General features: G+C 27.0%; 13 protein-coding genes. 5 read left to right on the top strand and 8 right to left on the bottom strand.

The window, feature by feature from the left end:
- Positions 1 to 104: 104 nt before the first annotated feature.
- The 5 genes from Q0G30_RS07390 to Q0G30_RS07370 all read right to left on the bottom strand — a co-directional run bounded on the left by Q0G30_RS07390 (position 105) and on the right by Q0G30_RS07370 (position 6561).
- Positions 105 to 1328 (bottom strand): hypothetical protein, encoded by a 1224-nt coding sequence (locus Q0G30_RS07390; protein ID WP_294388450.1) that lies wholly within the window; start codon positions 1326 to 1328, stop codon positions 105 to 107.
- Between the two features lie 226 nt (positions 1329 to 1554).
- Positions 1555 to 2202, bottom strand: a complete 648-nt coding sequence (locus Q0G30_RS07385; protein ID WP_294388447.1) for a YoaK family protein — start codon at positions 2200 to 2202, stop codon at positions 1555 to 1557.
- Between the two features lie 52 nt (positions 2203 to 2254).
- On the bottom strand, positions 2255 to 4093 hold the full coding sequence (locus Q0G30_RS07380; RefSeq protein WP_294388444.1) for a PAS domain-containing sensor histidine kinase: 1839 nt from the start codon (positions 4091 to 4093) through the stop codon (positions 2255 to 2257).
- A 163-nt stretch (positions 4094 to 4256) separates the two neighbouring features.
- Positions 4257 to 4850 (bottom strand): GNAT family N-acetyltransferase, encoded by a 594-nt coding sequence (locus Q0G30_RS07375; protein ID WP_294388442.1) that lies wholly within the window; start codon positions 4848 to 4850, stop codon positions 4257 to 4259.
- Between the two features lie 262 nt (positions 4851 to 5112).
- Entirely contained in the window at positions 5113 to 6561 is a 1449-nt protein-coding gene (locus Q0G30_RS07370) for a leucyl aminopeptidase (protein ID WP_294388440.1), read from the bottom strand.
- Positions 6562 to 6781: 220 nt separating this feature from the next.
- Here Q0G30_RS07370 and Q0G30_RS07365 point away from each other — a divergent pair, with 220 nt between their 5' ends.
- On the top strand, positions 6782 to 7516 hold the full coding sequence (locus Q0G30_RS07365) for a ferric reductase-like transmembrane domain-containing protein (protein WP_195467970.1): 735 nt from the start codon (positions 6782 to 6784) through the stop codon (positions 7514 to 7516).
- 90 nt (positions 7517 to 7606) lie between these two features.
- On the opposite strand, the gene Q0G30_RS07360 is transcribed toward Q0G30_RS07365, so the two are convergent.
- Positions 7607 to 8992, bottom strand: coding sequence for an MATE family efflux transporter (locus Q0G30_RS07360; protein ID WP_294388436.1), 1386 nt, complete (start codon positions 8990 to 8992; stop codon positions 7607 to 7609).
- An 80-nt stretch (positions 8993 to 9072) separates the two neighbouring features.
- On the opposite strand from Q0G30_RS07360, the gene amrA reads away from it, so the two are divergent.
- The 3 genes from amrA to splB all read left to right on the top strand — a co-directional run bounded on the left by amrA (position 9073) and on the right by splB (position 11903).
- Positions 9073 to 10278, top strand: coding sequence for an AmmeMemoRadiSam system protein A (gene amrA / locus Q0G30_RS07355; RefSeq protein WP_294388537.1), 1206 nt, complete (start codon positions 9073 to 9075; stop codon positions 10276 to 10278).
- Positions 10244 to 10816, top strand: coding sequence for a radical SAM protein (locus tag Q0G30_RS07350; RefSeq protein ID WP_294388433.1), 573 nt, complete (start codon positions 10244 to 10246; stop codon positions 10814 to 10816). Before amrA ends, Q0G30_RS07350 begins: the two co-directional genes overlap by 35 nt.
- A 64-nt stretch (positions 10817 to 10880) precedes the next feature.
- Complete coding sequence (gene splB / locus Q0G30_RS07345) at positions 10881 to 11903, top strand: spore photoproduct lyase (protein WP_294388429.1); 1023 nt, start codon at positions 10881 to 10883, stop codon at positions 11901 to 11903.
- Positions 11904 to 12051: 148 nt separating this feature from the next.
- On the opposite strand, the gene Q0G30_RS07340 is transcribed toward splB, so the two are convergent.
- Together Q0G30_RS07340 and Q0G30_RS07335 are read right to left on the bottom strand one after the other, a co-directional pair.
- The gene (locus tag Q0G30_RS07340; protein WP_195964782.1) at positions 12052 to 12510 is read right to left on the bottom strand and encodes a BRCT domain-containing protein; all 459 of its coding nucleotides are present in this window, start codon (positions 12508 to 12510) and stop codon (positions 12052 to 12054) included.
- Positions 12511 to 12550: 40 nt separating this feature from the next.
- Positions 12551 to 12871 (bottom strand): hypothetical protein, encoded by a 321-nt coding sequence (locus Q0G30_RS07335; RefSeq protein WP_294388426.1) that lies wholly within the window; start codon positions 12869 to 12871, stop codon positions 12551 to 12553.
- A 165-nt stretch (positions 12872 to 13036) separates the two neighbouring features.
- Between Q0G30_RS07335 and Q0G30_RS07330 the strand changes: the two genes are divergently transcribed.
- Positions 13037 to 14719: a pyridoxal-dependent decarboxylase gene (locus Q0G30_RS07330; RefSeq protein WP_021130075.1), complete on the top strand. Its 1683-nt coding sequence runs from the start codon at positions 13037 to 13039 to the stop codon at positions 14717 to 14719.
- Positions 14720 to 14739: the final 20 nt, after the last annotated feature.

Below are 14739 nucleotides of genomic sequence, written 5' to 3'. Positions count from 1 at the left end.
AATATAAACATTAATAATCCAGTTTAATGCTTATATTCATATTAAATAAAACTCATAAAAAAACAGTAATTATACATATATAATAATTACTGTTTTTAAAATAACTATTTAATTTTTAATTCCTTTATACATCTTCCCTTTTTAGTCCAAATAGGTACATTAACAACATATTTCTCAATTATATCTACACCTATTTCCTTTGCTTCTTCCTCTTGAATCATTCCTCTTATTTCATTTAAAATTTCATCTAAACTTTTCTCCTGAGCTATGGCATATAAAAACTTTAAAAACTCATCTATTTCCTCTTCTGACATAATAAAATAATTTAAGAATCTTCGTTTAAAATCCCTTGCATAGTTATTATCAACTTCCCAATTACTCTTAGATAAAGATAATAATTCACCTTCAGAGAACTTCCTGTAATCACTATTTTTCATTTTCCTATTAATATCATTATAAAGACTAACATAATTATCTATATTAGAATTGAATACAAATGCACCTTCAACAATATATTCATCACTATATTTAGAACTTTCCTCTAAAATATCAACTAACTCCTGATAATCATATTCTTCTACTAAATATTGCTTTATAAATTCAATAATTTTATATACTTCCAATAAACCATAAGCCCTAATCATACCTCTATACAAGTTTATTATCTTAGTATTATTTTTAATTTTAAGTCTTATTTGAAAATCTTCTAATAATTTAACAAGTTCTTGAGTTACTGTTGGCATTAAAAACATTTTATTGCCTTCCTTATTTTCAAATGGAAATATGGCTCCAAGTTCAACAAAATAATCTACATAAATTGCTTCATTACTAGGTATATTATCTATAACTCTTTCTCCATTGTTTTTACAATATTTTCTTAAGGATTTAAATGCTTTTTCATCTAAAAGCTTAAACTTTTCTAATATAAGATCTTTATAAGATGATAATAACATCTCCTTTAATTCTTGTTTTTTATATTTATAAACTTTTCTAATACCTAAAGTTTCAGCAATCTTACCCAATCTCTCTTTTGTCATAGCAGATAGTAACTTATCTAAATCTTTTGAGTATGGTTTATTTTTAAATTGCCTTTCAATTCTTCTATTATTTGATTCACTTATAGAGTTACATAATTTCTCCATAGCAATTAATATATTATTAAGTTCTTCACTATATCTATCTTTATCATTTTTCTCTATAAACTCCTCTAAATCAAAGGTTTTGTACTCCCTCTTAACGCAATCCTCACACAACCATAATTGTAAATTAGCATCAAAAAAGATAGCATCTTTACCACATTTCTCACACTTCTCACACTTTTGTTTCATTACCACGACCTCCATTCTCTACCCTTTCTGCTTTTATCAGTATTTCCAAATAAAATAAAATTTAGTCGTACTTTATGTAAGTTTTGTGTTTTAAAAGTACAAAAGTAGTACTCTAGCTACACTTAGCTTAAGTACTACTTTATAATATTTATTTATATATTAATATTCTTAAAGGTTACAAATTGTTACTACTTTCAAGTTAATAATTAATTATAATTTAAATAATTTATTCCCTTTTATAGCTCATTATAACTAATGATAATACTAGTGGAATACATGAAATTAATATAGCCTTTCTTCCTATATTTCTTGAAAAAATCCCGCCTATAAAAGCTCCAAAGCAAAAAATAAATATTATAAAATAATATTGAAGGGCTATTTTCAAATGCTTTCTATCTTTATTTTTTATAAAAATAACTAATTTTTCTGTTCCACTTCTTAAATTACCTGTACACATTGTAGTGGCATAAGCATTCCCATGAAATTTTCTAAAACTTTCTACCTGCATTGCACAAATTAACGAAATTAAAGTATTTGCAATATAATCATATGGTATAAATGCTACAAATATAAGCAAAACTATCTCTATTGCTAATACTGCTTGTCTCCAATGAATTTTTTCATGTTCTAATAACCTATGCCTTATAATTTCAGCTAATAAAACACCAATTGCAAAAGCAATAATAGGTATTATATATTTTATTACATTAGTAGTATTACCTTCTAAAAAACTAATGCCTAGCATAACCATATTTCCTGTTTGAGCATTGGCAAATACCTTTCCCCTGCATAAATAAGTATATGCATCTAAAAAACCACCTGCTAATGCTAATAAAATTCCAATTCTTAATGACTCTGAATATTGCTTACTCATATCTAACTACCATATTCCATTCTTCTATACTGTTCAATAATAAATTTTATATTTAAATATAAATATCTGAAAACTCTATATTCATTCTTGTTACCATACTATCAGATAAATCTCTATAATTTGATTCTTTACTCTCTCCATTATCACTTACAACTTTAACTGGTAACCTTATAGTAAATTCACTTCCAACACCAACTTCACTTTTAACTTCTATTATACCACCTTGTATTTTAATTAGATCTTTTACAAGAGATAAACCTATGCCACTTCCCTCACTTCTTTTTCTAAGCCTATTTTCTACCTGCTTAAATCTTTCAAAAATAACTTTCAACTTATCATTTGGAATTCCAATTCCACTATCCTTTACAGTTATATTAAACGTTTCATTACAATCTTTTAATATAACATCTATCTTTCCTGGTGAATTATTATACTTAATACTATTAGAAAGTAAGTTAAGCATTGTTCTCTCTAACTTCTCCAAATCAAAGGCCATAACTTTTTCTTCAACATTTGTATCGAAAGTTAAAGTGATATCATTTTGTTTAGCAAATTCAGCAACAGACATAGCTATATTTTCTATAAAATGTACTATATCATAATTTTTAGGCTCATATTCATAATATTCACAATCAAATTTAGTTGAGTCTATTAGATTATTAACTAATTTTAATAGACGTTTGGAATTTTGACTTATTATTTCAATATACTTTTTTAATCTACTATTATTATTTAATAAATCTTTCTCTAGTAAGTCTATAGTTTGTAATGAACCAAAAATTAGATTTAAAGGAGTTCTTAACTCATGTGATAAATTTGCAAAAAACTCTAGCCTTAATCTTTCAATTTCACTCCTATGAGAAATATCTCTTACTGTATCAATAACGCCAACTAAATTACCATAACTATCCATAAACGGTTCTTTAATTATTTCAAACTCTACATGTTTTCCATTAATTAAAACTTTCTCATTGTATATTTTTTTACGCCCTGTATTAACAACCTCTAAATCTGTGCTAGTAGTATTTTTAGCCACATTATTTAATTTAGGAATATCCCTAATTTTTTTACCTATAACTTCTTCTCTATTAAGACTTAAATCTTTTAAAAAACTATTGTTGCAATCTAAATAAACTCCATGACTATCCTTGAGAATTATATACTCAGATATATTATTAGTTATATAAGATAACGTATTGCCATCATTTATTTTTTCCATTTTCCCAATTATATCTTCAAGAATTCCTATAACTCCAATTACTTCATTATTATTATATAATGCATATCTATGAAGTGAATAAAGCTTATCTTTTAATTTACAAATTTCTCTGCGATAAAATTTTTTTGATTCTATAAATGTTTCACAACATTTTGCATATTTTCTCCCTTTATCTTGTCCAAATATTTTAATATCGTCTAATCCATAAATATCTTCATTATCACATCCAGACAGCACTTTAAAATTTTCACTGGCATAAACATATCTATTTTTTATATCCTTAATAAAGAAAATTTGATCTTTTCTCTGAATATCTTCTAAGAAACGTTTATCAATACAATTTTCAAAGTATAATGAAAAATGATTATCATCTTCTTTTTGTATAATTATATTAATAAAATCCTTTAATTGTTTAATGTACTTAGTATAATTTGAATTCTTACCACTAGGATTCTTTAATATTTTAATAAAATCTTTATCTTCCTTATACTCTGATAAAACATCAAAAAAATCTTTATATATCACTTCTTTGTAATCCATACCCAATAATAGAAGCATTTTATCATTAACATATTCAATTTCCATATTTAAATCTTCATTTTTCCCAAAACTACATTTTACATATAACATAGCTATAGGCATTTTATCCAAAATTTCTTTACACACTCTCATTTCTACATCCTCTGATACTAAAATTCTGTCTTTATATATAAATAATTACAATTATATTACATTTTTATTTATATTTGCAATATAAAAATAGCGATTATTTATTTCACTATATAATCACTATTTCACTATATAATCACTATTTCAAAAAGTACTATCTATTAAATTAAATAACTTTAATCATTCTATATAAAGTATGAGAATAATACGGTTCTTCTTCTTCAAATACAAAGTTTAACTTTTCATAAAAACTTTTAACACCAGCATCTTTTGCTAACAAAGAGCAACTTTTATATCCTGCTTTTTTAGCACTTTCTTCAGCTAATTTTATAAGAGCTTTTCCAATTCCCTTACCTCTATACTCTTCTAAAGTAGCTAAATTAGCAATATAAAACTCATTTTTCTCACACTCATTAAGCCCTAATTCTAAAATAACATCTTTTAAAAATCTAATTTTATTTTTTATTCCTTTAATATACTTAATTAACTTTATAATTGTTATTAAATCTAGCTTTGATAAATCTTTTCCTTTTATTAATATTATAGCTCCACAAATCTTACCCTCTAGTTCTGCAACTTCAACATTCTTATATGAATACCTAGAATCTTCACTTTCTACTAGCCATTTTATTCTATGAATTATTTCATCCTTACTGCCATAACCCCAGACGTGCTCAGGATCATCTTCTGTTTTATATACCAGTTCTGCAATAATTGTCGAGTCTCCTTTTGTTGCTTCTCTTAACGTGAAACTTTCCATAAAAATTCCTCTCTTCTTTAAAAAATATAATAAAAACTTTATATATTTATTATATTTTTAAGTAATTATATATTTAAGGCTTTGTGGATGTTAAAATATGTACTTATATGTTCATAATTATTAATAAACTTAATTGTAAATTAATACAAATGTACTTCTTTTAACCGGAAATTAATGTACTCTTATTTTAGTAATGAAAAGATATCTTTTCATTTATTAAAAAAGAAGCCAAAATTAATTTGACTTCTTTTTTAATTTATTTTTATTTATGTTTACACTTATGCTTAACAACTAATTCATATAAAGTTGCAACTGGCGCTCCTGTTCCTCCCTTTGGTGTAGTATCATTTCCACCATCAGTCCAAGAAGTTCCTGCAATATCTAAATGTAACCAAGGCTTATCTTGTACAAACTCCTCAATAAACATACCTGCAGTAATTGTTCCACCATAACGTCCACCAGTATTTTTAAGATCTGCAAAATCACCCTTATATAACTTTTTAAAGCACTTATCATTAGGTAATCTCCAGAATTTTTCTCCTGTTCTATTTGCTGCAACTAATAACTCTTCATAAAAAGCATCATCATTACTTAATACTCCTGTTATTTCAGATCCAAGGGCTACTAATACTGCTCCTGTAAGAGTTGCTACATCTACTACCTTATCTACTTTTTCCTTTTCAATAATATAAGTTATAGCATCAACTAAAGTTAATCTACCCTCTGCATCTGTATTTAAAACTTCAATAGTTTTACCTGCCATAGAACCAATAATATCTCCTGGCTTATAGCTTCCACCTGAAATAGCATTTTCACAAGCTGCTACTACTGCAACTACATTTTTTTCTACCTTATTTTTAGCAAGAGCTTTCATTGTTCCGATAACAGCTGCAGCTCCACCCATATCACTTTTCATAGTATCCATAGAAGTTGATGGCTTAAGAGAATATCCACCAGTATCAAAAGTAAGACCCTTACCTACAAGTCCCACTCTTTCATCACTATTAGCATTACCCATATACCTCATAACAATTAATCTTGGCTTATGCACTGATCCTTTTCCAACTTCTAAGAATGCTTTCATTCCTAACTCTTCTATTTGCTTTTCATCAAAAACTTCTACTTCAAATCCGCTTTCTTTTCCTACTTCTACAGCTCTCTCTGCTAAAGTTTCTGGATATAATACATTAGCAGGTTCATTTACAAGATCACGAGCTAAAATAATACCATCAGCAACATTGCTTGCCTCTTTTATTTTCTCTCTCATCTTTGCAAACTTTTCTTTTGGTCCACCTACTATAGTTACCTTTGGTTCATAAGATTCTTTACCTTGCTTATATTTATCAAACTTATAACTTGCTAACTTTACCCCTTGTACTATAGACTTAGTAACTCCACCAGTACATAAACCATTAGCTTTTATAAAATTAATACTTAAATCTTCTATTTTTAATTTTTCTGCTTGTTTAATTCCCCTAGCTACTGCATTTACTAAATCTGTTCTTTCTAACTCATCAAATTTTCCAAGCCCTACAAAAATTTCATAATTTAGTTCTTCAGTAGTTCTATAAAATATTTGTCCGCTTTTTCCTTCAAATACTTTTTTAGCTTTCAAACCTTCAACTATTTTATTATTTGAAGATTTATCTTCATATATAAGATTAATAGCACCTTCAAAACTTCCTACAGTTAAATCTTTTACTTCTATCATCCTTTGCTTCTCCTTTACTTAATAATTTTCCTTTATTATACTATAAATTTCTAAAAAATGTAACCACCTCCGGGGAGCTTACATTTAATGCCACTTTAACGATATTTATATTTTTTTTAACTATATTTGTTTAATTGAGAATAATTATTGATTTCATTTTTTCTTTTATATATACTTTTTTATGTTATAAGTTGATATTTAAAAAATTTAGGAGGTAATTATGAACTTTTTAATTTCTATTATAATAACAATATTTATTATTTTTATAGGCCGTAATTTTATAAAAAAGCACTCAAAACTTTGTTATGTAATATCTGCACTTATATCAATAGCTTTAGTTATAGCTTCATATAGCGGGGTTCTTTCAAATTTATCACATTTTGCTAATACTTATATACTTCCTCTATTTACAAAAAGCGCCTTTGCTACTTCAATTTTTGTAATAGTTATGTATACAGGCGCATTAAAAAATGGTAGTAAATTAATGAAAATTTTAATGCCAATTAGGGCAGAGTTATCTATTATAGCAAGTATTCTTACCCTTGCTCATAATATTGTTTTTGGTAGATATCATTTTGTAACATTATTTACAAACCCAAAATCAATGTCAATAAATATGCTTTTAGCAGCAATTATAAGTGTAATTTTAATAGTTATTATGCTTCCACTTATGATTACATCTTTCCCAAGTATAAGAAAGAAAATGAAGTACAAATCTTGGAAGAAACTTCAAAGACTTGCTTATATTTTTTATGGATTAATTTATGTACATGTAATGCTTATAATGACTCCATTAGCCAAAGCTGGTAACTCACAGTATATATTAAACGTTTTAATATATAGTTTAGTGTTTTTAACATACGCTGCAATGCGTATTGCTAAAGCAATAAATAAAAAATCTTTAAATAAATCTAAAACTACAGTAAATTATGCACTAAAAGACGCTCAAAATTAAATAAAAAGCGTTCCAACTCTCTAATTTAAAGTAGTATCTACCACTTAGGTCATAGATACTACTTTTAAATTTTTCTATGAAGATTCTTAATTATACTATTTTCCTTTCAAATCCCATATTACTACCTATATTTTTAAATTCAATATATATCATTACCATAGATACAACGCCTGCTATAAAGTCAGCAATAGGACCTGAATACATTATTCCATCAATACCAATAACCATTGGTAAAATAACTATTAAAGGAAGTAAAAATAATATTTGCCTTGTTAATGATAGAAATATCCCCTTCTTTGGCTTCCCTATAGCAGTAAAAAAGTTTGATGATATAGGTTGGAAACAATTTAAAAATGTGAAAAATAAAAATATCCTAAAATATTTTACTGCAAAAGTATAATAAGTCTCTGACCCTGAACCAAAAATGGATACTATCTGTCTTGGCAAAAATTGAAATACAAGAAATGCTATTACTGATACTATTACACCATAACTTATAGCTGTAGAATATGCTTTCTTTACTCTATCATATTTCCCTGCTCCATAATTGAAACTTACTATAGGTTGAAGGCCTTGTGAAAGACCAATGACTATTGACATATAAATCTGATTTACCTTAGCAATAATTCCTGCACATGCTAATGGTATTGATTCTCCATAGACAGATAATGCACCATAATATGTTAAAGACTTATTCATTACAATTTGTACAATCATCATAGCAAGCTGATTAAAACATGGTGCTGCTCCTAAAGAAATTATTTTACTAGCAAAATTCCATTTTGGTATTAAATGCTTCTTTTCTATCTTTCCTGTTTTATATTTAAAAATATATCTTAAAGCTAATGCTGCACCAAAAATTTGTCCTATAATTGTAGCTAAACCTGCTCCCACCATTCCCATATTTAAGCCAAATATAAATATAGGATCTAAGATAATATTAATTATAGCCCCTGATAAATTACAGAGCATACTATATTTAGGGCTTCCATCAGCTCTTATCAAATGTCCTCCACCTGTAGAAAATATTAAAAATGGAAAACCAATTGCAGTTACCCTTGTATAGTTTTTAGCATAACCTAAAACATTAGCGGGAGAACCAAAAAATATAAGCATAGGTTCTAAAAAAATCTCAATTATGACACATAATACTACTCCAGAAGCAAATAATAAAAAAGCTGAATTTCCTATATAATATAATGCCTTTTCCCTATTCCCCTCTCCTAATGTTAAATTAAAAGCTGACGCTGCTCCGATTCCTAATAATAACGCTATAGCGATACATGATGTAGTTAAAGGAAATGTTATATTAGTTGCAGCATTTCCAAGCTCACCGACACTTCTTCCAATAAAAAACTGATCCACAATATTGTATAATGCACTAACAAGCATTGCTATTATACTTGGAATTGCAAAATTATTTAATAATTTGCTTATTGGCTCTGTTCCTAAATTATTTTTCCTTTTATTTTCCATTTATCTCCCCTCTTCCTTAGTCTTCTTTATATATTATTTCTAAAAATTTAGTTTTAATAATAAAAAATCTATAGTGAAAAATATTTAATGCACCAAATGTTAAATTAGATTTTCAAATAGATAAAGAACTTACATCTCAAATTATAAAAAATGCATCTATGGAAGACATTCCTACTGCATCATTAGATGAAAATACTGAAAATTTATATAATATAGATTTAGAACTTGACCATGGTGCCATGGTTCCTTTATATTTTGTAGACAATAACAAGAACTACAAACTAGTTCATATCACCTATGGAATGCTTTCTCCTTTAGAGCTTATGAACTTTGGTAAATGTATAAATAAAGCTGTTCTTGATACTAATAAAAAAGCTGTTTTCATAGCCTCTGGAGACTTATCTCATAGATTAACAAAAGATGGCCCTTATCCTTATACACCACTTGGTGCAGAATTTGACAAAGAGTTAATTAGTACTTTAGAAAAAGGTGATTTAAAAAGCTTATTTACTTTAGATAAACATTTAATATGCGAAGCTGGTGAATGTGGCTTAAGATCACTTTATATATTAGCTGGTGCTATAAATGACAATACTATATCATCTAAATTATTAAGTTATGAAGGTCCTTTTGGAGTTGGTTATGGAATTATGGAATTTACTCCATCTTCTAATAAAAATGCTGATTTATATAGTGAACTTCTAAAAGATAAAAATAAGGAAAATGAAAGAAGGATAAAAGAAGGTAATGTTTATACTCGTCTTGCAAGATTAAATCTTAATTACTACTTTAATAATGGTAGGCTATTAACTGTAGATGAGCTAATTAATAGCAATTATGATGATATATCTAAATTGTTAAATGATAAAAAAGGCGTATTTGTTTCCCTTAAAATTAATGGTGATTTAAGAGGATGTATTGGAACAACTGAACCTACTACAAATTCTATTGCTGAAGAAATAATAAATAATTCTATTAGTGCAGCTTTAAATGATCCAAGATTTTCACCCCTTAGAAAAGAAGAACTTATGGATATAGATATATCTGTTGACCTTTTATATCCACCAGAAAAAACTACCTTTGAAGAATTAGATTCTAAAAAATATGGTGTTATAGTATCTTGTGGACATAGAAGAGGTTTGTTATTACCTAATCTAGAAGGAATAGATACTGCTGATAAACAAGTTGCAATTGCTATGGAAAAAGGCGGTATTATGCCAAATGAAAATTATTCTTTAGAGAGATTTAAAGTTGAGCGCTTTAAAGAAATTGATGATGGTGATTAATAATAATTTAGGTCTTGCTTTTACTTATAATGAGCCTAGTATTTGGTATGAATATGTTTATGATGTTTGTAAAGCAATTAAGGAAATAAATAAAGACCATAAAACTGTTCTTGTTACTAATGGATTTATTTCTGAAGAACCATTAATAAAGCTATTACCTTATGTTGATGCATTAAATATTGATCTTAAAGGTAATGATAAATATTATAAAAAGCTTTGTTTTGGAGCATTAAAAGATGTTGAAAATACTATTAAAATTGCATCTGAAATGGGCTGCCATGTTGAGGTAACTACTCTTTTAATTCCTAATGAAAATACAGATGATATAACATTAAGGGAATTAGGTGAGTTTTTAGGGTCTGTTGATAAGAATATAACTTTACACTTATCTAGATATTTTCCTAGATATAAGATGGATACACCTGAAACTTCTCTTTATGATATGAAAAATGCCTATGAATTTTTGAGTAAATATTTAAATAATATTTATCTTGGAAATTTAACTGCAGAAGAACTTAAATTTTGTTTAAATATATAAGTATTTTAAATTAAATTTTAATAAAAACTAAAAATAAAATTATAATACAATAAGAGGTAAAACAATGTTTATTCCTAAAAGAGTTATATTTGAAAAAGGTTCCTTAGATACTGAAGTTGGTGAAAATATTTATAATAAAATAAAAGATAATCCTAATATTGAAATTATAAATGCTACTTCTAACAAAATTAAAACTCATATACCTGGTGATAATTTATTTGATCAATATAGATCTGGAAAACAAACATTAGTTGTAGGTGAACGTAAAACTTTAAAGTTCCAAACTTGTAAACCTTCTGCTAATTATCAATTACCATTAGTTAGTGGATGTATGGGTAGATGTGAATATTGTTATTTAAATACACAATTAGGCGATAAACCATTTGTAAGAGTTTTTACTAATATTGATGATATATTAAATAAAGCAAAACAATATATAGAAGAAAGATTGCCAGCAATAACTATATTTGAAGGCGCAGCAACTTCTGACCCAATTCCCCTTGAACCATATACTAATGCTTTAAGAAAAACAATAGAATTTATGGGAAAAGAAGAACATGGGAGATTTAGATTTGTAACTAAATATAATGATGTAGATACTCTATTAGATGCAAAGCATAATAATCATACTGAAATTAGATTTAGTATAAATACCCCTAAAGTAATAGATACTTATGAGCACTATACTGCATCTAGCAATGCACGAATTGAAGCTGCTGTAAAGGTTGCTAAAGCTGGATACAAAATTGGATTTATAATTGCCCCAGTTTTTCTTTATGATAATTGGCAAAATGAATATAGATCTTTAATTGAAAGTATAAAAAATAAATTACCTAGTGATTTTAATGATCCTATTATATTTGAAGTTATATCTCATAGATATACAACTAAAGCTAAAAATAGAATACTTGAAATATTTCCTGAAACAACTTTGCCTATGAATGATGAAGATAGAAAATTTAAATATGGCCAATTTGGATATGGTAAATATGTATATTCTAAAGAAGAACTATCTGAAATGAAAGAATTTTTTATTTCAAACATAAGAGAGGTATTTCCAGATAGTATAATAAAATATGTAATTTAATTATAATAATATCTATTGTAGTAAAAGCTAACTTTGATAAAAGATTAATTAAGAAAATCAATAATTCATTTAAACCTAAAAGTAGTTCTCAAAACCTTATTCTTTATGAGCACTACTTTTCCAACAATTATATAATTAAAATTTTATTCTATTCCATGGCTGTTTCTTTATTAATAATATTCCAAAACTCTTCTTCGTTAATTATTTCTATTCCAAGTTGCTTAGCCTTTTCTAATTTACTCTTACCTGCCTCTTCACCTATAACAAGGATATTTGTTTTCCCACTTATACTTGTTGGAGATTCTGCTCCATATCTTATAGCCGTAGCTCTCATTTCTGCTCTACTTTTAGACATGTCACCAGTAAAAACTATTTTCTTTTTATTAAATATATCCTTTATTAAATTATTTTTAGCAAACTCAATCATTTCCTTTTCTTCTGCAACCTTGTTCTTATCCTTTGCAAACTTTCTAAAATTATTAGACTTTGCTGTGCTTTTACTGTCACCCTTATCTTCTTTATTATCCTTCTTTGGAAGTGATCTTGATGTACTTAAAGCTGACCATCTTTCTGGCTTTACAACTTTTAATAACTCTAATAAATCCAAAACATCCTGTAATGCATTATGAGCTTGTCCTTTTTTAATGTTATAATGCTCTAATAATAAATCTTTCTTTTTTCTGCATATCTAATAAATAATCTGGATGTATGCTATGTAACTCACCATTTATATCTAATATTATTTCATTATTATCAACTATTCCAACAACATCACATTCTACAGCATCTTTTGTATATGCTCCCTTATAATATAACTCTTTAATTTCACTAGCCTTTGGACTTATTATTTTTAGTTCGAATAGTTTATAGATAATTAGCATTGTATATGTTTTAGTAATTGATGCCATATCAAATAGTGTGTTTTCTAAAATTGGTTTATCTTGGAGGTTTCTTCGTCCGCCATACAATTTTATGTCTATATTATTTGTTTTAAAATTAAATTAAATATATAAATTTATTTTTTTATAAAAAAAATATAATTTATTGGTAGACAATTGAAGGTAAAAGGGACTACCATTACAGTGAAAGGGAAAAAATATTTTAAGAATAAACAACGAATAGGGGGAATAACATTGGAATCAACAATTTTAATTAGGGAAGAAAATGATATGGGGTCAGCATCACTATTAAATTCCATGGAGCTAGAAAAGGAGTTCTTAAAATCAAATGAAAGTAATTTTGATGTGTTATTACAAAAAATTTCAGCAATACATGAACATTTAAATAACAAAGATTTAAATCCTAAATTTAAAGTTAATACATTTTCATATAACGAAATATTAGATGAAGTAGCTATACCTGAGAAAGGAGCATCTTCAGAAGAAGTATTTGAAAATTTAGCAGAGTTATTTGAAGGTAGTATTAGAACTCAATCACCATATTCTTTATTTAATATGGTGCCATCGCCATTAATAGATACTGTGGCAGCATCTACAATTACTCAATTATATAATACAAATAGTTTAATGGATTCATTTGGGGGAAAAGTATTATTATTTGAACAAAAAATTGCTAGGATGTTAGGTAAATTAGCTGGATGGAACGATGCTCATGGAGTAGCTTGTAACGGTGGAAAATTAACACTTTTATATGCTGTAAAGTCTGCAATATCAAAAATAGATCCAGATTCTAGAAATAAGGGAATAGATAAAAATCTAGTAGTATTAACTAATGAATCTTCACATTATTGTGTTGAACATGTATGCTCAATATTAGGATTAGGATCAGACAATTGTATAAGGATAAAATCAGAAGATGGTTGGAAGATGAATATTAAAAATTTATTAGAAACCATAGAAGAACAACATAAAAATGGGAAAAAGGTAGCTGCAATTATATGTGCAGGAGGAACTACTATTAACTTTGCCTGTGATGATACAGTGAGTGTATATAAAAATGTAAAAGAGCTGTTTGAAAATAGTAATCAAGACTATTTCCCATATTTTCATTTAGATAGTGTTATAGGATGGCTATGGATGAATTTTATAGGAGTTAGTGAATCTGAACTAAATGAAAAAATTCCAAATGAAAAAATTAGGAATAAAATTATGGAAGTAGTTAAACGAATAGAAGGGGTTTCTAACTTCGATTCTTTCGGAGTTGATATGCATAAAAACGGTTTATGCCCTTATTCAACAAGTATGTTTATATCAAAGACAGATGATAATTTTGACTATCTAAATGATGGGAAGTACTCATATGGAGAAGATGACTATGAATTTGGTAACTTTAGAGCATATAGATATACTTTTGAAAATTCAAGACCTGCAACAGGTATAGTAAACTCTTGGATAGCTATGAATAGATTGGGAAGAACAGGCTTTCAAGATTACTTAATTAAATTAAAAGATATAAGTGAAGAATTAAAAACTAAATTAGAAGAAAGTGAAAAAATATCCATATTAAATAAGTCTTTAGGATGGGAAATTGTATTTGATATTGATTTTAATAGAATAGAGAAAAAATATAATGGAAGCTATGAAAGTATAGCAAAAGCATTTATGCAGTATTGTTGGGATGAAGTTAATGCTGGAAAAGTAGTTCCTTTGATAAGTATAGTACCTGAGTATAAAATTTATCCTGGGGATATAAATCATACAGCGTTTTTAATATTCCCAATGTCTATGTACCTAGATAGCGAGATTATTTCAGACATAGTAATTAAGTTAAATGAAACTATAGATGAGTTTGAGACAAAAGTGTTATCTGGAGATATTTCTATTGGGCAAGTTGATTTCGAAAAACCAATAAGATAGTACAGGGAGATGAGGGGATA

The organism is uncultured Clostridium sp. (assembly GCF_934754925.1).
In the GTDB taxonomy this organism is placed as follows: Bacteria; Bacillota; Clostridia; order Clostridiales; family Clostridiaceae; genus Clostridium.
The sequence above is the reverse complement of the archived record's forward strand: the minus strand, read 5'-3'. Positions and strand labels throughout refer to the sequence as shown.

Excerpts from the sequence above, each read along its gene's own strand:
- Q0G30_RS07390 (WP_294388450.1), bottom strand. The coding sequence starts at position 1,328 with ATGAAACAAAAGTGTGAGAAGTGTGAGAAATGTGGTAAAGATGCTATC.
- Q0G30_RS07385 (WP_294388447.1), bottom strand. The coding sequence starts at position 2,202 with ATGAGTAAGCAATATTCAGAGTCATTAAGAATTGGAATTTTATTAGCA.
- Q0G30_RS07380 (WP_294388444.1), bottom strand. The coding sequence starts at position 4,093 with ATGAGAGTGTGTAAAGAAATTTTGGATAAAATGCCTATAGCTATGTTA.
- Q0G30_RS07375 (WP_294388442.1), bottom strand. The coding sequence starts at position 4,850 with ATGGAAAGTTTCACGTTAAGAGAAGCAACAAAAGGAGACTCGACAATT.
- Q0G30_RS07370 (WP_294388440.1), bottom strand. The coding sequence starts at position 6,561 with ATGATAGAAGTAAAAGATTTAACTGTAGGAAGTTTTGAAGGTGCTATT.
- Q0G30_RS07365 (WP_195467970.1), top strand. The coding sequence starts at position 6,782 with ATGAACTTTTTAATTTCTATTATAATAACAATATTTATTATTTTTATA.
- Q0G30_RS07360 (WP_294388436.1), bottom strand. The coding sequence starts at position 8,992 with ATGGAAAATAAAAGGAAAAATAATTTAGGAACAGAGCCAATAAGCAAA.
- splB (WP_294388429.1), top strand. The coding sequence starts at position 10,881 with ATGTTTATTCCTAAAAGAGTTATATTTGAAAAAGGTTCCTTAGATACT.